This window comes from Rhodococcus xishaensis (genome assembly GCF_004011825.1).
Lineage (GTDB): Bacteria > Actinomycetota > Actinomycetes > Mycobacteriales > Mycobacteriaceae > Prescottella > Prescottella xishaensis.
Genome location: NZ_RKLO01000004.1, coordinates 147562 through 167835, shown reverse-complemented (window position 1 = coordinate 167835; position 20274 = coordinate 147562). Strand labels below are relative to the sequence as shown.

Sequence of the window (20274 nt, the reverse complement as noted above, 5' to 3'; positions counted from 1 at the left end):
TTCGGAGGGGTACCGTTTGCTCCCAGCGATGATTCCCATTGTCGTTCCTATCCCCACCAGGGACAACGGGACTGTCCACCCGGACCAGGAGAGGTGCCGTGACCACCTTCGCCACCCTCGACGTTTCCGAGCAGCCCGACCGTGTAGTCGTCACTCTCGACCGACCCGCACAGCGCAACGCCATCAACGCCGAGATGATCGGTGAGCTGCACGAGGTCTGCGCGCGCCTCGAGGCGGAGCCGAGGCTGCTGCTGCTCACCGGCCGCGGAGACCACTTCGCCGGTGGCGCCGACATCGCCGAGCTGCAGGCCCGCGGCCGTGACGACGCGCTCGCCGGGATCAACCGCAACTTGTTCGACAGGATCGGACGGCTGCCGCTGCCGACCATCGCCGCCGTGAGCGGCTTCGCCCTCGGGGGCGGGGCCGAACTGGCCTACGCCTGTGACATCCGCATCGCGACCTCGACCGTGAAGTTCGGCAACCCCGAGCCGGGGTTGGGCATCATGGCCGCGGCGGGGGCGAGCTACCGCCTCCCGCAGCTGGTGGGCACGTCGGTAGCCAAGCAGGTTCTGCTCGGTGGGCATGTGCTCGATGCCGACGCCGCCCTGCGCACCGGCTTGGTCCTCGAGATCGTCGATCCCGGAACCCACATGGAGGCGGCACACCGGCTGCTCGACCGGATCGCCCGCTCCGCACCGCTCGCGCTGCGCCTTACCAAGACGATCGTCGACGCCCCCGGCACGCACCCGTTCGCCGACGACATCGCCCAGGCCGTGCTGTTCGAAACCGACGACAAGCAAGACCGCATGACCGCATTCCTGGAGAGGAAGAGATGACCGAGATCCCCGCCCCGGCTCGAGTGGCAGTGGCCGGTGGCGGCCGCATGGGCGCGGGCATCGCGCAGGTGTTCGCCACCCTCGGCAGCGAGGTTGTCATCGCCGAGACCGGCGATCAGGCGGCCGCACGTGCCCGGGTGGCCACCGGCCTGCACCGCGCCGACGAGCGCGGCAAGCTGATCGGCTCCACCCCCGACGAGATCCTCGAGCGGATCTCCACCGTCGCCGCCCCGTCGGATCTCCCCGGTGACGTGGACCTGGTGGTCGAAGCGGTCCCGGAGAATCCGGGGCTGAAGATCGAGGTGTTGGCGGCGATCGACAAGACCGTTCGCGCCGACGCGGTGATCGCCAGCAACACCAGCTCCTTGTCCATCACCGAACTCGGCACCGCCCTAGGTGATCCGAGCCGGTTCCTCGGGATGCACTTCTTCAACCCCGTCCCCGCGTCGGCGTTGGTGGAGATCGTGACCGCGCCCGCGACCGCCGATGCGGTGGTCGACAAGGCGGTTGCATGGGTGGCTCTGCTGGGCAAGACGGAGGTGGTGATCAACGACTCACCCGGCTTTGCCACCAGCCGCCTGGGCGTGTGCCTGGGGCTGGAGGCGATCCGCATGCTGGAGGAGGGAGTCGCCGACGCCGACGCGATCGACCGCGCCATGGAGCTGGGTTACCGCCACCCGATGGGGCCGCTGCGCTCCACCGACCTGGTCGGTCTCGATGTGCGTCTGGCGATCGCCGAACACCTGGCCGCCACCCTGGGTCCGCGCTTCGAGCCGCCGAGACTGCTGCGTGAGAAGGTGGCGCGCGGTGAACTCGGACGCAAGTCCGGCCAGGGCTTCTTCGCCTGGACTGCTCCGGGGCTCTGACGTCCGGGTCTCCGGCAGCCGCCACCACCAAGCCGACCCGAGGCGACGGTCAGCCTTCGATCGCCGCCTTGATCCGTAACGCGAACGCAGGGGCGTCCTTTCGGGCCGCACGCACCGCGAGCGGTGCGATGATCTTGCCGATTCCGTGACCCTCGAGCTCGTTGAAGATCGTCACCTGTGTCCCGTCGCCGGATGGTTCCAGGTCGTAGCCGCCCGCGACCGCGGTCACGACGTTCTTCGACCGCTCGGCCCACCGAATGCGTCGCGGTGCTTCGAATTCCGTGATCTCGAACTCGCGCTCGGTGGTCACGCCCGCGTCCTTGACCGTGCTGGCGAAGACGGTCCCTACGCCGGGCGGTCCGGGCGTTCTCTTGGCGATCGTCTGAACTCTGGGGCTGAACTTCGGATCGTTGATGCCGGCCGCGAGGAATTCGAACACCCTGTCGATGGGCCGATCGACGACCGTCGTGCCTTCGAAACGTGCTGACATGTCGGGCCCCGTTCGATGCGGTTGACCGGAGACCGTTCGGACTCTACTAGCGGTGGCAGGATCAGGGGCGTGAGTATCGCGAATCTGACCCGTGCCGAAACCGCAGCGCGATCCTCGGCGGTGACCGTCCGCTCCTATCGGGTGGAACTGGACGTAACGGGCGCACCCGACAGTACCGAAGCGGGATTCCTCACCACGACGACGGTGGAGTTCGACTCCTCCGCACCCGAGAGCTGGCTCGACTTCATCGGCCTCGAGATCCGTTCCGTGATCGTCAACGGCCAGTTCGTGGATGTCGAGTACGACGGAACCCGGATCACGCTGCACGGGTTGCGGCGGTCCAACACCGTCGTGGTCAGCGCCGTGGGCGAGTACAGCCGTTCCGGTGAAGGCCTGCACCGATTCCACGATCCGGTCGACGGGCAAACCTATCTCTACACGCAGTACGAACCGGCGGACGCGCGACGGGTATTCGCGTGCTTCGAGCAGCCGGACATGAAGGCGCCGTTCACGTTCGCGGTCACCGCACCGAGTGGATGGGACGTGACGTCGAACCGGTCGGCGGCGATCGTCGAGGACGACGGGGACGGTCAGACGGTGGAGTTCTCCCCCACCCTGCCGATCTCCACGTACATCACCTCCGTCGTTGCCGGTCCCTATCATCGTGTCGGATCCGACTGGCGTCATGGAGATCTCGAAGTTCCCTTGGGGATACTGTGCCGAGCGTCGCTCGCGAAGTACCTCGACGACGACACGATCTTCGAGGTCACGAAGCAGGGCCTCGACTTCTTCGCCGAGCACTTCGACTATCCGTACCCGTGGGGCAAGTACGACCAGGTGTTCGTGCCCGAGTACAACCTCGGCGCGATGGAGAACCCAGGCTGCGTGACGTTCACCGAGGCGTACGTTTTCCGAGGTGCTGCCACTGCGGCCCAATACGAGGCGCGCGCCAACACGATCCTGCACGAGATGGCGCACATGTGGTTCGGGGACCTCGTCACGATGGTGTGGTGGGACGACCTGTGGCTGAAGGAATCCTTCGCCGACTACATGGGCACACTCGCGAGCGCAGAGGCCACCGAGTGGAGCGATGCATGGGTGGCCTTCGCGAATCGCCGTAAGGCATGGGCATATTCGCAGGACCAACTTCCGACGACACATCCGATCGTCGCCGACATCGTCGACCTCGAGGCCGCGAAACTGAACTTCGACGGCATCACGTACGCGAAGGGTGCCAGCGTTCTCAAGCAGTTGGTCACATACACGGGACGGGACGCCTTCTTCGAGGGAGTGCGCCGCTACTTCCGAGACCACGCCTTCGGCAACACGACACTTGCCGACCTGCTGGCGGAACTGTCGGCGGGCTCGGGCAGGGATCTGGGGTCCTGGGCTGGGGCGTGGCTGCAGACCACGGGGGTGTCCACCCTGACACTCGAGCACGGTGCCGACGGGCACGAGATCGTGCAGACCGATCCGCGGCCGCACCGACTCGCGGTCGGCCTCTACGACTTCGATGACACCGGCGACCTGATGCTCCGGGAGCGGGTGGAACTGGACGTGGACGCCGAGCGCACGCCGGTCTCGTTGCCGGACGCGGCGCTGCGCCTGCTCAACGACGGCGATCTGACCTACGCGAAGGCGCGCCTCGACGCGCAGTCGCTCGATACGGTGGAGCGCTCGTTGAGCCGGGTCGTCGATCCGCTCGCCCGTGGCCTGATCTGGTCTGCACTGTGGAACGCCACCCGCGATGGTGAACTCGCTCCCGCCCGGTACCTGTCGATGGCAAAGGAGTTCGTGTCGGCAGAGACCAACACGGCGTTGTTGACGACTGTCCTGACGAATGCGTCGTTCGCGATTGGCCACTATCTGCCCCTCGCCGAGCGGGTGTCGTGGAGAAGTGCCTGGCTCGAGACCAGTTGGATTGTGATGGGCGAATCAGATCCCGGTTCGGGTGCCCAATTGGCATGGGCGCGTGCGGTAGCGGCAGCGGCTGTCTTCGACGACGGCCGAGCTACCGACATCCGCGAAATTCTCACCGGTGACCGTCCGGCACCGGATGGCCTGGCCCTGGACCCCGACCTGAGGTGGGCGCTGTGGACGGCGTTGTCCGCGACCGGGCACGCCGACCCAAGTGATCTCGACGTCGAGTTGACGCGCGACGACACCGCGTCGGGTCGAACCGCACAACTCCGCGCTCTCGCGGCGCGCCCGGACGCAGAGGTGAAGGCGCGGGCCTGGACCTCCGCGCTCGAGGACACGGCGCTCAGCAACGACCACCTCGACGCCGTCATCGGCGGATTCCGGGCGGGGGAACGACGCGACCTGATCGCCAGCTACGACGACGCCTACTTCGCGGCGATCCGCGACGTGTGGGCGCAGCGCAGCATCGAGCTCGCACGCCGGGTCGTCCTGGGGCTGTTCCCGGCCTCGGAGTCCCTCGACCCGGTCGACGCCTGGCTCGACGCGAACTCGGACGCGCCCGGTGCTCTGCGCCGTCTGGTGATCGAACAACGCGATCACCTCCGCCGGGATCTGCGGGTTCGGAGCGCGTGAGGTTAACAACGTATAACGCCGCTTTTGCATGAATAAGACGAGAGTTTCCTTCCTGTAATAGCTTGTGTTTCAGCGCTTTCCGGGTTTGTAATCCGCTCCGACGCTCAGCTACACATGAATTGGCGCCAAGAACGGCGACACGAGGAAGCACTCGCTTCACAGCTGGAAAGAGGTATGAAATGGAAACCGGTTCGGTCGACATGGATACGGTCGTCGCGGGTGCGGACGCGGTGGCAGCGGTGGCTGGAGTCGTTTCCGCTGTCGGTTTGCTCGCTGGACTTTTCGTCTAGTACGCGTGGCCGGCAACGGCCAATCAGCTCGGGCCCGAAGCCGTTCGTCGGCTTCGGGCCCGAGCCGTGTTCGGCATGTGGTGTGGTGAGTCCTGCTGAGGCGGCATTCTTGCGCGCGTCCTGAACGGTAGGCTGGCACCGGTCACGCCCCCGAGTGGGCTCGAGTGCAAGCGCTGGGAGGCGCGTCATGAGCACCGCCCTGGCGACTCCCGGTCTCGCCTTGTTCATGTTGTGTGTCGTCATGGTCGCGCTCACTGCGGTCGTTTACCAGTTCGCGAGCCTCGGCAACCCCCTGACCGCGCCCTGGGCGGCAGCTCGCGGTGCAGTGCAGCTCACTGTGGTGTCACTGATCTTGGCCGCAGCGCTCATCCATCTCTGGTCGTCGTTGCTGGTTCTAGCCGCGATGTTCGTTGCGGCAGCGTTCACGGCAGGCCGACGAGCGAAGGCCGGTCGGTCTGCGGCGTGGCTGTCGATAGCGCTCGTGTGCGGTATCGGGTTGGTGATCCCGCTGATGCTGGTCAGCGGGGTGGTGCCGATGACGGGCGTCGCACTCGTGCCTATCGGTGGCATCGTGCTGGGCAACGCGATGGTCGCGACGGCGCTGGCAGCCAAGCGTGGTCTGGACGCGATCGACCTACGGACCGGTGAGGTCGAGGCCGGCCTCAGCCTGGGCCTGAGCGTGCGGGATGCACGCATGGAGGTGGTCGGATCCGCCGTGTCGGATGCGCTGCTGCCCGGGGTCGACCAAACCCGAACGGTCGGACTGGTGACATTGCCCGGCGCATTCGTCGGAGTGCTGCTCGCGACCGAGTCCGCGGTCCAGGCGGGCGCCGTGCAGATCCTCGTCCTCGTGGGCTTGCTCCTCGCGCAGACGTGCTCGGTGGCGGTCGCGATCGAACTCGTCGCTCGCGGGGTAGTCCACCGGCCCGGGACTCGCGCGCTGCGCTGAGAACCTTCTCAAATCGAACATCGCGTGAACACTCGAGAATTCACCTGGATGAGAGTTGAACCACGTTGCGAGTTGTGCTGTGATCCTCCGGTGCTAGATAACAACGAGATCACTGGCGTGAGCCGACGCGGCGTGTTGCGTGGGTCGATGGTGCTAGCGGGAGCCGGACTGGTCGCCGCCACGACTACGGGACAAGCCTCGGCGCAGGCCCCGGCCGAGGGCTCGGCACCAGGGTTCTTCCACGGTGTTGCCTCGGGCGATCCGCTCCCCGACCGGGTAATCATCTGGACCCGGATCACCCCGTCCGGTGACGCGCTACCGGGCTCGGGCGTCGGTCAGGTGGTTTCGCTGTCCTGGCAGGTCGCGACCGATTCGGAGTTCACGAACGTCGTGCGCAGCGGCACCGCGAGCACCGGCCCCGACGCCGACCACACCGTCAAGGTCGATGTCACCGGGTTGCGCGCCGGCACCGGGTACTTCTACCGGTTCACGGCGCTCGGGCTGACGTCTCCGGTCGGACGCACGCGCACCGCCGCCGCAGAGGACGCTGATCTCACCGCCCTGAGGTTCGGCGTCGTTTCGTGCTCCAACTGGGAGGCCGGCTACTTCGCGTCCTACCGGCACCTTGCCGAGCGTGACGATCTCGACGCCATCGTGCACCTGGGCGACTACATCTACGAGTACGGTCCCCACGAGTACGGCGGCAGGGATGGCTCCCCCCGACTGCACGACCCGGCGCACCCGATCGTCTCCCTCGCTGACTACCGGATCCGGCACGCGCAGTACAAGACCGACCCCGATCTGATGGCGTTGCACGCCAAGGTGCCGTTCATCGTGACGTGGGACGACCACGAGAGCGCCGACAACTCTTACCTCGGCGGCGCCGCCAACCACGACCCGGCCACGGAGGGCGACTGGGGCGCACGTAAGGCCGCGTCGACTCAGGCCTACTTCGAGTGGATGCCGGTACGCGTCAACGGCACCGGCAGCGAGCCCGCACTCTACCGCCGTTTCCGGTTCGGCAATCTCGTCGAACTCTCCATGCTCGACCTGCGCACCTACCGCGACGAACCGGCCTCCGCCGGCGCCGGGTGGCGCACGGTCGACTCCCCCGATCGGACGATCACCGGTCGTGAGCAGATGGAGTGGCTGACCGGCGGTATCGTCACCTCGCCGACGCAGTGGAAGCTGGTCGGCAACCCGGTGATGATCGCGCCCGTCGTGTTCCCGCCGCTCGACCGCAATACCACCGCGGCGGTCACCGAGTTGGTCGGTCTGCCCGACGACGGTGTCCCCTTCAGCACCGACCAGTGGGACGGCTACAGCGCCGACAGGCGCAGACTCTTCGACTCGATCACCGGGAACGGGGTCCGCAACACCGTCTTCCTCACCGGTGACATCCACACCTCGTGGGCGTCCGACCTGCCGGTGGATGCGGCCAACTACCCGGGCTCGGGCACGGTCGGCACCGAGTTGGTGGTGCCGTCGGTGAACTCCACGAACATCGACGAGATGCTGGGCGTCCCGCCACGCACCGCCACCGTCCTTGCCGAGGAAGCGATCAAGACGACCAACCGTCACGTGCGGTACGTCGAACTCGACTCCCACGGATACACCGTGTTCGAGGTGAACAAGCAAGGGGCGCAGATGGACTGGTTCTACATCAGCGATCCGGCGGATCCGAATGCCACGTCCCGGCACGCGATCAGCTACCGGGTCGCTGACGGCACCCAGCAGGTCCACCCGGTCGCTGCCCCGCTCGATCCCGCGGGCTACCATCCGGGGGCGGGCGCATGAGCGGCGCGCTGAGCCGCCGGAACGTGCTGATCGGCGGCACTGCGCTCGCCGGCGGCATCGGACTCGCCGGATTGGCCAGGTCGGGACCGGCCGGTGCTGAGGTCACCACCACTACGGCCCGTACGGACCTCGACGTCCACGTGCTGGTCGTCGACGGCATGCGTCCGGACGAACTCAACGCATCGCTCACCCCGACACTCACGGGTCTCGCTGCGGACGGTACGCGGTACCTGGACGCGTCCGCGATCATGGTCGCGGAGACGCTGCCCAACCACGCGGCGATGATGACCGGAGTGCTGCCCTATCGGAGCGGCGTTCCCGCCAACAAGATCTACGACCCGGAGGTCGGCGACGAGCGGGAACTCGGTCGTGCGAGCGACCTCCGGGCGTCGACGGTGCTGGGCCGGCTCCGCACCGAGATGGGGCTGACCACCGCGAGCGTGTTGTCCAAGGACTACCTGCACGGACTGTTCGGCGGCCAGGCGTCGGTGGAGTGGGATCCGTTCCCGCTGATACCGATTACCGATCATGCGCCCGACTACTTCACCACCGAGGCGCTCATCCAGATCGTGGGTGAGCATTCGCCGCGAATGACGTTCACCAACCTCGGCGATGTCGACCGGGTCGGCCACATGGACATTTCGGGGACCTCGCTCCGGATCGCGCGCCACGCGGCCCTGCGTAGCACCGATGCCGCGGTGCAGAAGTTCGTCGACTTCCTGCGCGCGTCGGGACGCTGGGAGCGCAGCGTGCTGATCGTGCTCGCGGACCACTCGATGGACTGGTCGGCGCCCTTGGGTCTGATCGGTCTCGATCACCCGTTGAACACGGATCCCGTTCTCGCCGGACGGATCCGGATCGCCCAGAACGGCGGCGCGGACCTGGTCTACTTCGTCGGCGACGACGCGGAGCGCGGCGACGCCATCGAGCGGATCAAGCGCATCGCCCTCGGAGTCCCCGGTGTCGAGTCGGTCCATTCCCCAGCGGAGTTCGATCTCGGTGACCGCGCCGGCGACGTCGTGGCGCTGTGTGCTCCGGGTTGGCGGTTCAGCGATCCGACGCCCTTGTCGAACGTGATCCCGGGCAACCACGGTCACACCGTGACGATGCCGATCCCGTTCTTCGTCGCCGGCGGTCATCCGATGGTCGGCCGAGGCCGGGAGGTAGCGGACGTGCAGGCCCGCACCATGGATGTCGCACCGACGGTCGCCAGCCTGTTCGGCCTTTCTGCGCCGCAGGGCGGGTGGGACGGCGCGAGCCGGATCGAGGGCCTGGTCGTCGCCTGACGGCCCAGCCCCCGGCGCCCACGGCCGCAGCCCGACGTTCCGGCCTGTTGAACCCTGATTCGATATCTGTAAATATAGATATGTGTCGAATCAAGGCCAGAAGGACGGTGGACCGTGCTGCTCGCCGCTGGTGCGGGAGCCGCTGACAGAAGACTGGGCCGGGGATCTGGCCCGGATGTTCAAGGCGCTCGGGGATCCTGTGCGTCTGCGGCTGCTGTCGCTGGTGGCCTCCCACGCCGGGGGTGAAGCGTGCGTGTGCGACATCTCCGACTCGTTCGACCTGTCGCAGCCGACCATCTCCCATCACCTGAAGGTCCTGCGCGATTCGGGTCTGCTCGACTGCGAGCGCCGCGGCACCTGGGTCTACTACTGGGTGATCCCGTCGGCGCTGCGGCAACTGTCGGCGGTGCTGCTCCCCGAAGGTGTGCCGGCGGTGCCGTCCGCCGCGTCCACGGAGGTGACGGTATGAGCGACATCGCCACCACCGCCGAACATCCGGCCGTCGTCGGCAGGCTCTCCACCCTCGATCGGTTCCTGCCGGTGTGGATCGGCGTCGCGATGGTCGCGGGTCTGCTGCTCGGCAGGCTGATCCCCGGCCTCGGGGACGTGCTCAGCGCCGTCGAGATCGACGGGATCTCGCTGCCGATCGCGCTCGGTCTGCTGATCATGATGTACCCGGTGCTGGCGAAGGTCCGCTACGACCGCCTCGACACCGTCACCGGCGACCGCAAACTCTTGGTCGGGTCGCTCCTGTTGAACTGGGTGCTCGGCCCTGCGCTGATGTTCGCCCTGGCCTGGATCTTCCTGCCGGACCTGCCGGAGTACCGGACCGGGCTGATCATCGTCGGCCTGGCCCGCTGCATCGCGATGGTGATCATCTGGAACGACCTTGCCTGTGGTGACCGTGAGGCCGCCGCCGTCCTCGTCGCGATCAACTCGGTGTTCCAGGTGATCATGTTCGCCGCCCTCGGTTGGTTCTATCTCTCGGTCCTGCCCGGCTGGCTCGGCCTCGAGCAGACCACGATTGACGCCTCGCCCTGGCAGATCGGGAGATCGGTGCTGATCTTCCTCGGTATCCCGCTGCTCGCCGGTTACCTGACTCGCCGTTACGGCGAGAAGGCCCGCGGACGCGCCTGGTATGAGGAGCGGTTCCTGCCACGCATCGGGCCGTGGGCGCTCTACGGCCTGTTGTTCACGATCGTGATCCTCTTTGCCCTGCAGGGCGAACAGATCGCCGCGCGACCTCTCGACGTTGTTCAGATCGCGATCCCGCTGCTGGCGTACTTCGCGATCATGTGGGGTGGCGGCTACCTGCTCGGCGCTTCCATGGGGCTGGGGTACGAGCGCACCACCACCCTCGCGTTCACCGCCGCGGGCAACAATTTCGAGTTGGCCATCGCGGTCGCGATCGCCACCTACGGCGCCTCGTCCGGGCAGGCGCTTGCCGGGGTCGTCGGTCCGCTGATCGAGGTTCCGGTCCTGGTCGCCTTGGTCTACGTCTCGCTTGCTCTGCGCAAACGCTTCGCGCCCGTCCACACCGCCACCGTCTGACCGACGTTCACTTCCCCGCTTCGCTCTCCTCTGAAAGGACCGTGCATGTCCGCCACACCGAGTGTGCTGTTCGTCTGCGTCCACAACGCGGGCCGTTCCCAGATGGCCGCTGGCTTCCTCACGACGCTGGCCGGGGATCGGATCGAGGTGCGCTCCGCCGGCTCCGCGCCGGCCGACGAGGTGAACCCCGCCGCGGTCGAAGCGATGGCCGAGGTGGGTATCGATATCTCCGCCGAGAACCCGAAGATCCTCACCGTCGACGCGGTGCAGGCCTCCGACGTGGTGATCACCATGGGCTGCGGCGACACCTGCCCGGTCTTCCCCGGCAAGAGCTACCGCGACTGGGTCCTCGACGATCCGGCCGGTCAGGGCATCGACGCCGTCCGTCCGATCCGCGACGAGATCAAGACCAAGGTCGAGGCGCTGATCGCCGAGCTGATCTCGCAGCCCGCCACTTGCTGACCACTCGCCTCACGGCTTCAGCAACAGGACGCGTCGGCGGTCGCCTTCTCACCCGCCGCGGCGGTGCCGCAACACACGCCACCTTCGGCGTCGGCTGAATCCTCGGGGTGCTGGGGGCTGGATCCAAACGTTTCGGAGTCGGCAAGCACGGTGTAGACCTCCCACTTTTCCCCGGCCGGGCCGGTGACCCACACCTTGTCCTGGGTCGCGAAGCAGCAGGTCGTGCCGATCTCTTCGTCGGTGAACAGGCCCTCGCCGGTCAGCCGGGCAATCTCCGAATGCACCTTCTCAGAGGACTCCACCTCGACCCCGAGGTGGTTGACCGTGCCGCCCTTGCCGGGGTTCTCGAGCAACACCAGCTTCAGTGGCGGCTCCGCGATCGCGAAGTTGGCGTACCCCGGCTTGAGCTTCGCGGGCACGGTGCCGAACAGCTTGGAGTAGAACGTGACGGCTTCTTGCAGGTCGTCGACGTTGAGTGCGAGTTGAGCGCGTGACATGACATCCTCCACGTATGTGACATATGTCGAATCGCTTTCGCCCTCAGTCTCCCACCTTTTCCACATATGTCAAATAACCGGTAGGATTGGATCATGCCCAAGGCCCTACCCATTGTCGATGTCTCCGAGCCGATCTGCTGCGCTCCCGTCTCGGCCGCGCCGATGGCCGACGACGCGGCCCTGCAGGTCGCCCTTCGGCTCAAGGCGCTGGCCGACCCGGTCCGGATCAAGCTGATATCGATCCTGCTGACCGCCGACGACGGCGCGGTCTGCACCTGCGACCTCGCTACCGGCGTCGGTCTGGCCGAATCCACCGTCAGCCACCACCTCGGGCAACTCAGGAAGGCCGGCATGGTCGAACCGACCCGCCGCGGGATGAACGTCTACTACAGCGCCCGCACCGATGCCCTCGATGCACTCCGCGTGGTTCTCGACCCGAACTGCTGCTGATGAATCGTCCGTCGCCCCGGCTCATGAAGTCGCCGCGGTGCCGACGAAGAGGCGTATGAAGAGTTGAAGGAAGCGGAAGCCGAGTCCCGTAAGAAGCGCTGACCCGCAACGTGATCGACTACATTCGAATGTATGAGCGCACAACCTGTCGACCGCCGTCGCCGTCGCCGACACGCCGCCTGGATCGCCGTGGTCGCGGTGCTGGTGGTCGCTGCGGGCGCCGTACTTCTGTGGGTGCCGTCGAGGTACCTGCCCTGGGATACGGCGGCGTTCCCCGATCTGGATCGGACCGCGCTGACGACGACGCAGGCCCGGATCGTCGATCTGCTCGAGGTCGAGCACAGCGAGCAACGGCCGGGCACCTTCTATTCGGACGGCGTCAAGGAGCCGTGGTGCGCGAACTTCGTCAGCTGGATCATGCGCGAGGCCGGTAGGCCGCTATCGAACCCGAACTCCGGGTCGTGGCGCATCCCCGGCGTCTACACGCTGCAGGAGTACTACGAATCCGAGGGTAGGTTCGAGCCGATCGGCAACGGCTACCGGCCCACGACTGGCGATGTGGTGCTGTACAACAACGAGTTCCGGGTCGGCCAGCACACAAATTTCGTCGTCGCCGTCGACGGCGACACCGCCACCACCGTCGGTGGCAACGAACTGGGCAAGATTCGGGTGCACAACCTCGACTGGAACTCGGACAACGCGGTAGTCGGGTTCGGGCGCCTGGACTGAACGCCCGAGACGACGACGTTGCGGTGGGCGTCGTCAGAACGCCCAACGCAACGCCGCGGCGATCTCCGTGTCCGTCGCGCCGGCGAACCGGGCGATCTCGGCGCGATGCACGTCGACGATGGTTGCCGACAGTTCCGTCCCGAACGCGTCGGTGAGCACGGCGTCGGATTCGAATGCGTCGGTGGCCTTGGCGAGCGTCCTTGGCAGACGCAAGATTCCGCGGCGGCGACGTTCGTCTTCGGCCAACGAGGCGGGGTCGACGTCGACCAGCTCCGGCAGAGCCAGGCCCTCGCGGATACCGGCCATGCCTGCGAACAGTAGCCCCGCCATGCACAGGTACGGGTTGGCCGACAGATCCAGCACCTTGACCTCGAGATTGGCGGCGCGATCCTCCTCTCCCCCGCTGCCGGTCACCAAACGCACTGCGGTCTCACGGTTTTCGTGACCACACGCTTGGAAAGACGCCGACCACAGGTTCGGAAGCAGCCGTAGATAGCTCGCCATCGAGGGTGCTCCGACCGCGAGCAGACCGGGCAGGTGCTCGACGATACCGGCTGCGAACGCCTCGGCCGTCGCGGTCAGCCCGCACGGGCCGTCACCGCCGCTGTGCAGGTTCCGGCCGTCCCACCACAGTGACAGGTGGACGTGCCCGCCGCTGCCGACCCCGCTCCCATCCACGCTGGGGGAGAACGACACCCGCATCCCGTGCCGGATCGTCACCGCCCGGATCGTCTCCCGTACCAACAACGAAGTGTCGGCGGCCCCGAGCGGATCCTCGGTGGCCACCGACACCTCGAACTGACCCGGCGCGTACTCGGGGTGTACCTGCTCGACACCAACGCCCTGCTGCTGCAGCGCGGAGACCAAATCGACCAGATAGTCGGACTTCTCGACCATCCGCGTGAACCCGTAGGCGGGCCCGCGGGTGGCGGGCACGAAATCGTCGCCGTCGGTCCCGACCACCCACTCGATCTCGAACGCCGCCTTCGCGGTCAGGCCCTCGTCAGCGAGCTGCGCAACGGCGCGGCGGACGAGGGCGCGCGCGTCCTGAGGGTGCAGGTCCCCATCCTGGGTGTAGCGATCGACGGGCACCCAAGCCCAGCCTGGCTGCGCCGCGAGCACCGTCAACCGGTCGAGGTCCGGGACGAGGCGCAGATCGCCGACCGGGCTGCCCGCGTACCGTCCGGCGACGATCGTGTCGTCCGGGGTGAAGGCGTCGAACACCGGCGACGCCCCCACGCCCCACGTGGCGGCCCGCTCGAAACGGCCGATCGGGACGGCCTTGGAACGCACTACGCCGCTGTTGTCGACCCACGGCAACGCGACCAGGGTCACGCCCTGTTCAGCGAGGCCGCTGGACAGGCGCGCTGCTTCGAGTGCTCGATGGTCGCGTTCGCGCTGATCCATCGCAACTCCCTCACATCGCGGTCGGTCAGCGGCAGAATGGCAGGGGTGGCACCATTCTCAGACGATACGCCGCGGGCTCCCGGTGCAGGTTCGATTGCGGAGATGGTCGAGGCTCTGCCGCTTGTCGACCATCACTGCCACGGGATAGCGCGCGCACCACTCGAGCGCACGGCCTTCGAGTCCCTGTTGAGCGAGGCCGCTGCACCCGGGCGCTGGCACGGCAGCCTCTTCGACACGCAGGTCGGAGTTGCGGTGCGCCGGTTGTGCGGACCGGTTCTCGACCTGGATCCGCACGCCGAACCCGACGAATACCTTGAACGGCGTGCAGAACTCGGCGTCGACGAGGTCTCCCGACGCTTGCTGCACGCAGCCGGAATATCCGAATTCCTGGTCGACACAGGGTTTCAGCCCGAGCAGCTGACCACGCCGGACGCGTTGGCCGCGTACGCCGGCACGACCGCGCGCGAGGTGGTTCGCCTCGAACGGGTGGCCGAGGAGACGATCGCCGTGTGCAGTGCCGGCACGTTCGCGCAAGAGTGCCGCGCTCGGCTCGGTGAAGCGGCCCGCACCGCGATCGCCTTCAAGTCCATTGCCGCCTACCGAGTGGGGCTCGATCTGGCACCGGAACGACCCTCCGACGCAGCGGTTTTCACCGCTGCAGCGCGATGGCTGTCGGGCGTTGCCGCCGGAAGGCCGATACGTCTCGCCGACGAGACCCTGATCCGGTTTCTGATCTGGACCGCCATCGATCTCGGGTTGCCGATCCAATTCCACGTGGGATACGGGGATACCGACATCAACCTCGCCCGGACGGATCCGTCGCTCCTCACGCCGCTGCTGCGCGCTACCGCCGATCTGGGTGTGCCGATCATGCTGCTGCACAACTACCCGTTCCACCGGCACGCCGGCTACCTTGCGCAGGTGTTCGACCACGTGTTCGTCGATGTCGGACTGGCTGTACAGAACGTCGGCCGTGGGGGAGCGGCCCGCATCCTGGCCGAGCTACTGGAACTGGCACCGTTCGGTTCGGTGCTGTTCTCCACGGACGCCTACGGGCTGCCCGAACTGTTCCATGTGAGCGCCGTGCGGTTCCGGGAGGCCCTCGTGACGGTGGCGGAAGCGGAGGTGGCTTTCGGAGATTGGTCCGAAGGCGATGCCATGCGGATAGCCCGCATGATCGGGTCCGGGAACGCCAACCGCGCCTATCGCCTCGAACAGTGAGAGGACCGATCGGTCTGAAACGCCCAAAGGGTGGGTAGGTGACGTACTTCACTTCCATGGCGTATTTTTCACGTCGACACGCCGCCACACCGACACGCATCGAGCCAGGAGTAGTCAATGTTGAGTACGATGAATGATTTACCTCTTTCCATTGCGCAACTGTTGCGATATGGCAGTACCGTCCATGCGGACGCAGAGGTGGTCACCTGGACGGAGTCGGGTCCACGTCGACGCACGTACGCGGAGGTCGGCCGCCGGTGTGCCGCGCTGGCGCACGCGCTGCGTGGGCTCGGCGTCGACGGCGACGATCGGGTGGCCACCTTCATGTGGAACAACGCCGAGCACCTCGAGGCGTATCTGGCGGTTCCGTCGATGGGCGCGGTGCTGCACACACTCAACATCCGTCTCTTCCCGGAGCAGCTGACCTACGTCGCCAACCACGCGGAGGATCGGGTGGTCATCGTCGATGCCACCTTGGTCCCGCTGCTGGGTCCGCTGTTGTCGCAGATGAAGACGGTCGAGCACGTCATCGTCACCGGCGATTCGACGGCCGGGCTCGAGGCGCCCGAGGGCGTCCAGGTGCACACCTACGAGGCCCTCATCGCGGGCGAGCCGACCGAGTTCGACTGGCCGGAGCTCGACGAACGGTCGGCTGCAGCGATGTGTTACACGTCGGGAACCACCGGCGACCCCAAGGGGGTCGCCTACTCGCACCGTTCGATCTACCTGCACTCGATGCAGGTGTGCATGTCCGACGGGTTGGGCCTGGCGGCGGGCGACCGGGTGCTCGCGGTGGTGCCGCAGTTCCACGCGATGTCGTGGGGGCTGCCGTACGGGGCGTTCATGGCCGGTGCGTCGCTGGTCATGCCGGACCGGTTCCTGCAACCGGCGCCGCTGGCCGAGTTGATCGCGGCCGAGCGTCCGACGTACGCAGCCGCCGTCCCCACGATCTGGCAGGCACTGCACCTTCACCTCGAGGAGCATCCGCAGGACATCTCGTCGATCCGGGCAGCGCTCGTCGGCGGGTCGGCGGTGCCGCCGTCGCTGATGCATGCGTTCGAGAACGACCACCAGGTGTCCGTCCTGCACGCGTGGGGTATGACCGAGACGTCGCCGCTCGGGTCGGTCGCGCACCCGCCGGCTGCCGCCACGGGAGAGGAGCGGTGGAAGTACCGCTACACGCAGGGACGGTTCCCGGCCTCCGTCGAGGCGCGGCTGATCGACGACGACGGCAACCGGGTGCCGCACGACGGCACCAGCGTCGGCGAACTCGAGGTGCGGGGGCCCTGGATCACCGCGTCCTACTACGGGGCTGACGCGCCGGACAAGTTCCGCGATGGTTGGCTGCGGACTGGTGACGTCGGCTCGATCACCGCCAACGGCTACCTGACCCTGACCGACCGGACCAAGGACATCATCAAGTCCGGTGGCGAGTGGATCTCATCGGTCGACCTCGAGAACGCGGTGATGGGGCATCCGGCTGTCGCCGAAGCCGCGGTGATCGGTATCCCGGACGAGAAGTGGGACGAGCGGCCGCTCGTGGCCGTGGTGCTGCGCGAGGGCAGCGAGACCACACTAGACCAGTTGCGGGACTTCCTGGCCGACAAGGTCGCCAAGTGGCAGTTGCCGGAGAACTGGGCGGTGATCCAGGAGGTGCCCAAGACCAGCGTCGGAAAGTTCGACAAGAAGCGGTTGCGCGCCGACTTCCACGACGGGAATCTCGACGTCACCCGGCTGTGACGCGCTGGGTCGGCGCGCTACGCCTTCGAACTTCGCCGCCCGCGCGGCTATGACGCGCTGCCGAAATGGATCGGGGACGGGGTGACGTCGAACTGGAGGGTGGTCGTCGCCGGCTCACCCTGCGGCGGCGCGAAACGGAAGACAGCGGTGTATCGGCCCGGTTCGTTGATGGGGGTGGCGACCGTGGCGAAGCCCAGCGTCAACGGAACCGTCCTCGTCGTCTGCTCGCCGTCGGGTTCGGTGACCTCGAGCACGACGGGGGTGGTGGCATCTTCGCCGGTGGGGGTGGGCATGACACTGACCGCGAGGGTGGTGATGTTGTTCGAGTACACCGTGCCGATCGGCGGGTAAGCGGTGATCTGGTACGTCGTCGCGGCGGCGGCGGTCGGAGCGAGCGCGAGACACAGGGCACCGGCCAGTGCGGCGACGGCTAGGGACCTGGATTTGAGGCTCATACGAATCCCTTTCGTTAGCGCCGCCAACGGCGGTGACGCGTTAACGGCGGTGACTCGTTGAAGACCGCAAGGCTATCGACGCGATCGGCCGCGTTCAGGAGGACTCGCGCCGGAGCGACGGTTTTCACCCGAATCGGGTGAGTTGGACTCTGCCCGCAGAGTACGTCAGACCGATCGGTGGTCGCCATCCCCGTGGGGCTCCGCGAGGATCCGTGCCATGCTCCGGTCGGCCTTGAGGCCGGAGCCACTCAGAACCGCGACCACAATGCTGCTTTCGGAGATCGAGCCATGCCGCAGGAAGTCGGGGAGGGCGGCGATGACGGTTGCACTGGTTGGTTCCGCGTACAGGCCGTGGGCGGCGAGGAATCGGACGGCGGGCCCGATAGCTGTCTCGGGGACGGCGACCATGTCGCCCCCCGAGGCACGAACCGCGTCGAGCACCTCCCGGTCACGGACGGGCACCGGGATCGACGTTCCCTCAGCAATGGTGGGTGACCACCGACCCGGTTCCCGCGAGACCTCGGTGCGGCCCGCCGTGAAGGCCTCCACGAGCGGGCTGCAGTTCTGGGGCTGTACGACGAGGATGCGGGGCGGCTTCTCGATCGCACCGGAGCGCACGAGTTCGCCGAAGCCGATCGAACACCCCAGGGCCAGACTTCCGGCACCGGCCGGCAACAGGACGGCGTCCGGGACGCCGAAGCCGAGATCCTCCCAGATCTCGTACGCGAGCAGCTTCGTTCCCTGAAGGAAGAAGGGGTGCCAGTTGTGGCTCGCGTAGAAGAACTCACTGGAACGTCGGACCGCCTCGACGGCGGTCGCCTGGCGGTCGCCGGGAACGAGATCCACTCGGGCGCCGTAGAACCGGCTCTGGAGCAACTTCGCATCCGAGGTCGACTCGGGAGCGAGGATGGTGGCGTCGATTCCTGCTGCGGCGGCGTACGCTGCCACCGAAGCGCCTCCGTTGCCGCTACTGTCCTCCAGGATCTCCTCGATGCCCTGATGAGCCAGGACCGACACCATCACGGATGAGCCCCGGTCCTTGAAACTCCCTGTGGGATTGAACCATTCGGGCTTGACGTGCAGAGTGATGCCCTCGACCGTCAGATCGAGCATCGGTGTGCAGCCCTCGCCGAGACTCACCGGCCGCATCGCGAACGGCAGCGCGCGGGAGTATCGCCACTGCGAGCGCACCGAGGTGTCGACGTCACCGCGTGCGATCCCGGGGAGCGGCGACACCAGCAGTGGTGACCCGTCCGCTGCCCGCCATCGGGGAGTGTCGATCGGATAGTGGCTGCCGTCGCGGCCAACGAGGGTGCTGGGCGGCACGGATCAGCGCTTCTTGCCGAACCGTAGCTTCCACGGCACCAGCGCCGACTCGAGTTGGACCGCCAGGCTCATCTTCGACACACCCTCGGTGCGCTCCTCGAACCGGATCGGGACCTCCGCGATCCGCATCCCGCGGCTGGTGGTGCGGTAGTTCATCTCCACCTGGAACGAGTAGCCGTTGCTGTCGATCGAGGCGACTTCGATGGCCTCGAGCGTGCGGGCATGCCACGCCTTGAACCCGGCGGTCGCGTCCTTTACCCCGAGTCGCAGGATCGCGTTGACGTAGAAGTTGGCCCAGGCCGACAGAGCCTTGCGGTGCCACGGCCAGTCGCTCGCAACCGCACCTCCGGGGACATACCGGGAGCCGAGGACGACGGCGGCGTCGGTCGTGGTGAGGATTCGGAGCATCGTGGGGATGACCTCGCACGGGTGCGAGAGATCGGCGTCCATCTGGATGACGATGTCGGCGCCGCCTTGGAGCGCACGAGTCATACCGGCGACATAGGCGCGTCCGAGTCCGTCCTTGGCGGTGCGGTGGAGCACACCGATCGGAAGTGCGGAGTCGATCGCGAGCTTCTCGGCGACCTCGCCGGTGCCGTCGGGCGAGTTGTCGTCAACCACCAACAGGTGCAGATTCGGTACCTCCAACGCGGCCAGCTGCTCGACGAGTTTCGGTAGATTGTCGCGCTCGTTGTACGTAGGTACAACGACGGTCGTCTTCGGCGAACTGCTGTCCATGGTGCCTTCCTGGTGATCACACGCTTACGTCTGCGCAAGAGCGAGTGTGGTCATGAATGCAAGCGAAGGCAACTTACCTGGGGTTTTCTCGTGCTTTACCTGCCTACCCGGTGATGTTCACCATCCACGAGACGCCGAAGCGGTCGGCGCAGGCCCCGTAGGTGTCGCCCCACACCTGCTTCTCGAGGGGCATCTGGGTGACGCCGGACTCCGACAGTTTGTCCCAGTAGCGACGGAGTTCTGCGGCGTCGTCGCCGCTGAGGCTCACCGCCATGTCGGAGCCGACGTTGTGTTCCGCGCCGGGCGGGGTGTCCGCAGCCATGATCGTGTAGCCGCTGTCCGTCTCGAGCATCGCGTGCATGATCTTGTCGCCGTCCACGGGCGAACCGAAGTCACCGTAAGTGATCATGTTCAGGTTGCCGCCGAACACACTCTGGTAGAACTCCATCGCCTCGCGGGTGTTGCCGGCGAACAGGATGTACGGGTTGAGCAGAGAGGCCATGGGACGCTCCTGGGCTCGTCGCGGTACGTGCCGATCGATGACACGAATACTGCTCTTCGCGATCTCACGTTACCGCTGATCACCGCCTGCCGAGGCGGTTCGACGAGACCGCCGAGGCGCGGGAATCCT

At 66.8% G+C, this 20274-nt stretch carries 20 protein-coding genes; 13 read left to right on the top strand and 7 right to left on the bottom strand.

Annotation, left to right across the window (positions count from 1 at the left end; all coding sequences use genetic code 11):
• The first annotated feature begins 98 nt into the window (after window positions 1–98).
• Entirely contained in the window at window positions 99–836 is a 738-nt protein-coding gene (locus tag EGT50_RS10885; protein WP_127954325.1) for an enoyl-CoA hydratase/isomerase family protein, read from the top strand.
• The gene (locus tag EGT50_RS10880; protein ID WP_127954321.1) at window positions 833–1702 is read left to right on the top strand and encodes a 3-hydroxyacyl-CoA dehydrogenase family protein; all 870 of its coding nucleotides are present in this window, start codon (window positions 833–835) and stop codon (window positions 1700–1702) included. The genes EGT50_RS10885 and EGT50_RS10880 overlap by 4 nt, the downstream gene beginning before the upstream one ends.
• Before the next feature lie 49 nt (window positions 1703–1751).
• On the opposite strand, the gene EGT50_RS10875 is transcribed toward EGT50_RS10880, so the two are convergent.
• Window positions 1752–2192: an SRPBCC family protein gene (locus tag EGT50_RS10875; RefSeq protein WP_127954318.1), complete on the bottom strand. Its 441-nt coding sequence runs from the start codon at window positions 2190–2192 to the stop codon at window positions 1752–1754.
• 69 nt (window positions 2193–2261) lie between these two features.
• Between EGT50_RS10875 and pepN the strand changes: the two genes are divergently transcribed.
• The 7 genes from pepN (at window position 2262) to EGT50_RS10840 (ending at window position 11080) form a co-directional block, all read left to right on the top strand.
• On the top strand, window positions 2262–4745 hold the full coding sequence (gene pepN / locus EGT50_RS10870) for an aminopeptidase N (protein ID WP_127954315.1): 2484 nt from the start codon (window positions 2262–2264) through the stop codon (window positions 4743–4745).
• A 477-nt stretch (window positions 4746–5222) separates the two neighbouring features.
• A complete protein-coding gene (locus tag EGT50_RS10865) occupies window positions 5223–5984 on the top strand; it encodes an ABC transporter permease (RefSeq protein WP_127954311.1) in 762 nt (253 codons plus the stop codon).
• Between the two features lie 147 nt (window positions 5985–6131).
• Window positions 6132–7781 carry an alkaline phosphatase D family protein gene (locus tag EGT50_RS10860; protein WP_235870723.1) on the top strand — a complete coding sequence of 550 codons (1650 nt, stop codon included), beginning with the start codon at window positions 6132–6134 and terminating at the stop codon, window positions 7779–7781.
• On the top strand, window positions 7778–9067 hold the full coding sequence (locus tag EGT50_RS10855; RefSeq protein ID WP_127954306.1) for an alkaline phosphatase family protein: 1290 nt from the start codon (window positions 7778–7780) through the stop codon (window positions 9065–9067). The genes EGT50_RS10860 and EGT50_RS10855 overlap by 4 nt, the downstream gene beginning before the upstream one ends.
• An 82-nt stretch (window positions 9068–9149) precedes the next feature.
• Window positions 9150–9536: an ArsR/SmtB family transcription factor gene (locus EGT50_RS10850; RefSeq protein ID WP_127954303.1), complete on the top strand. Its 387-nt coding sequence runs from the start codon at window positions 9150–9152 to the stop codon at window positions 9534–9536.
• Entirely contained in the window at window positions 9533–10618 is a 1086-nt protein-coding gene (arsB, locus tag EGT50_RS10845; RefSeq protein ID WP_127954301.1) for an ACR3 family arsenite efflux transporter, read from the top strand. The genes EGT50_RS10850 and arsB overlap by 4 nt, the downstream gene beginning before the upstream one ends.
• 45 nt (window positions 10619–10663) lie before the next feature.
• Window positions 10664–11080 carry an arsenate reductase ArsC gene (locus tag EGT50_RS10840; RefSeq protein WP_127954298.1) on the top strand — a complete coding sequence of 139 codons (417 nt, stop codon included), beginning with the start codon at window positions 10664–10666 and terminating at the stop codon, window positions 11078–11080.
• Window positions 11081–11097: 17 nt separating this feature from the next.
• Here EGT50_RS10840 and EGT50_RS10835 read toward each other — a convergent pair whose 3' ends face one another.
• Entirely contained in the window at window positions 11098–11577 is a 480-nt protein-coding gene (locus EGT50_RS10835; protein WP_127954295.1) for an ArsI/CadI family heavy metal resistance metalloenzyme, read from the bottom strand.
• 93 nt (window positions 11578–11670) lie between these two features.
• On the opposite strand from EGT50_RS10835, the gene EGT50_RS10830 reads away from it, so the two are divergent.
• Both EGT50_RS10830 and EGT50_RS10825 read left to right on the top strand, forming a co-directional pair.
• The gene (locus EGT50_RS10830) at window positions 11671–12027 is read left to right on the top strand and encodes an Rv2640c family ArsR-like transcriptional regulator (protein ID WP_127954292.1); all 357 of its coding nucleotides are present in this window, start codon (window positions 11671–11673) and stop codon (window positions 12025–12027) included.
• Window positions 12028–12159: 132 nt separating this feature from the next.
• The gene (locus EGT50_RS10825) at window positions 12160–12756 is read left to right on the top strand and encodes a CHAP domain-containing protein (protein WP_127954289.1); all 597 of its coding nucleotides are present in this window, start codon (window positions 12160–12162) and stop codon (window positions 12754–12756) included.
• 33 nt (window positions 12757–12789) lie between these two features.
• Here EGT50_RS10825 and EGT50_RS10820 read toward each other — a convergent pair whose 3' ends face one another.
• Window positions 12790–14163 (bottom strand): type I glutamate--ammonia ligase, encoded by a 1374-nt coding sequence (locus tag EGT50_RS10820; protein WP_127954286.1) that lies wholly within the window; start codon window positions 14161–14163, stop codon window positions 12790–12792.
• Between the two features lie 45 nt (window positions 14164–14208).
• Between EGT50_RS10820 and EGT50_RS10815 the strand changes: the two genes are divergently transcribed.
• Window positions 14209–15384 (top strand): amidohydrolase family protein, encoded by a 1176-nt coding sequence (locus EGT50_RS10815; protein WP_235870701.1) that lies wholly within the window; start codon window positions 14209–14211, stop codon window positions 15382–15384.
• A gap of 117 nt (window positions 15385–15501) precedes the next feature.
• Window positions 15502–17124 (top strand): long-chain fatty acid--CoA ligase, encoded by a 1623-nt coding sequence (locus EGT50_RS10810; RefSeq protein WP_127954280.1) that lies wholly within the window; start codon window positions 15502–15504, stop codon window positions 17122–17124.
• 47 nt (window positions 17125–17171) lie between these two features.
• On the opposite strand, the gene EGT50_RS10805 is transcribed toward EGT50_RS10810, so the two are convergent.
• The 4 genes from EGT50_RS10805 to EGT50_RS10790 all read right to left on the bottom strand — a co-directional run bounded on the left by EGT50_RS10805 (window position 17172) and on the right by EGT50_RS10790 (window position 20145).
• Window positions 17172–17579, bottom strand: a complete 408-nt coding sequence (locus tag EGT50_RS10805) for a hypothetical protein (RefSeq protein WP_127954277.1) — start codon at window positions 17577–17579, stop codon at window positions 17172–17174.
• A gap of 165 nt (window positions 17580–17744) precedes the next feature.
• Entirely contained in the window at window positions 17745–18905 is a 1161-nt protein-coding gene (locus EGT50_RS10800) for a threonine synthase (RefSeq protein WP_127954275.1), read from the bottom strand.
• Window positions 18906–18908: 3 nt separating this feature from the next.
• Window positions 18909–19643 (bottom strand): polyprenol monophosphomannose synthase, encoded by a 735-nt coding sequence (locus tag EGT50_RS10795; protein ID WP_127954272.1) that lies wholly within the window; start codon window positions 19641–19643, stop codon window positions 18909–18911.
• 103 nt (window positions 19644–19746) lie between these two features.
• Window positions 19747–20145, bottom strand: coding sequence for a VOC family protein (locus EGT50_RS10790; RefSeq protein ID WP_127954268.1), 399 nt, complete (start codon window positions 20143–20145; stop codon window positions 19747–19749).
• Window positions 20146–20274: the final 129 nt, after the last annotated feature.

Bases quoted from the DNA above. Each gene is read 5' to 3' on its own strand.
- EGT50_RS10880 (WP_127954321.1), top strand. From the start codon at position 833: ATGACCGAGATCCCCGCCCCGGCTCGAGTGGCAGTGGCCGGTGGCGGC.
- EGT50_RS10875 (WP_127954318.1), bottom strand. From the start codon at position 2,192: ATGTCAGCACGTTTCGAAGGCACGACGGTCGTCGATCGGCCCATCGAC.
- EGT50_RS10865 (WP_127954311.1), top strand. From the start codon at position 5,223: ATGAGCACCGCCCTGGCGACTCCCGGTCTCGCCTTGTTCATGTTGTGT.
- EGT50_RS10860 (WP_235870723.1), top strand. From the start codon at position 6,132: ATGGTGCTAGCGGGAGCCGGACTGGTCGCCGCCACGACTACGGGACAA.
- EGT50_RS10855 (WP_127954306.1), top strand. From the start codon at position 7,778: ATGAGCGGCGCGCTGAGCCGCCGGAACGTGCTGATCGGCGGCACTGCG.
- arsB (WP_127954301.1), top strand. From the start codon at position 9,533: ATGAGCGACATCGCCACCACCGCCGAACATCCGGCCGTCGTCGGCAGG.
- EGT50_RS10840 (WP_127954298.1), top strand. From the start codon at position 10,664: ATGTCCGCCACACCGAGTGTGCTGTTCGTCTGCGTCCACAACGCGGGC.
- EGT50_RS10835 (WP_127954295.1), bottom strand. From the start codon at position 11,577: ATGTCACGCGCTCAACTCGCACTCAACGTCGACGACCTGCAAGAAGCC.
- EGT50_RS10830 (WP_127954292.1), top strand. From the start codon at position 11,671: ATGCCCAAGGCCCTACCCATTGTCGATGTCTCCGAGCCGATCTGCTGC.
- EGT50_RS10825 (WP_127954289.1), top strand. From the start codon at position 12,160: ATGAGCGCACAACCTGTCGACCGCCGTCGCCGTCGCCGACACGCCGCC.
- EGT50_RS10820 (WP_127954286.1), bottom strand. From the start codon at position 14,163: ATGGATCAGCGCGAACGCGACCATCGAGCACTCGAAGCAGCGCGCCTG.
- EGT50_RS10810 (WP_127954280.1), top strand. From the start codon at position 15,502: ATGTTGAGTACGATGAATGATTTACCTCTTTCCATTGCGCAACTGTTG.
- EGT50_RS10805 (WP_127954277.1), bottom strand. From the start codon at position 17,579: ATGAGCCTCAAATCCAGGTCCCTAGCCGTCGCCGCACTGGCCGGTGCC.
- EGT50_RS10795 (WP_127954272.1), bottom strand. From the start codon at position 19,643: ATGGACAGCAGTTCGCCGAAGACGACCGTCGTTGTACCTACGTACAAC.
- EGT50_RS10790 (WP_127954268.1), bottom strand. From the start codon at position 20,145: ATGGCCTCTCTGCTCAACCCGTACATCCTGTTCGCCGGCAACACCCGC.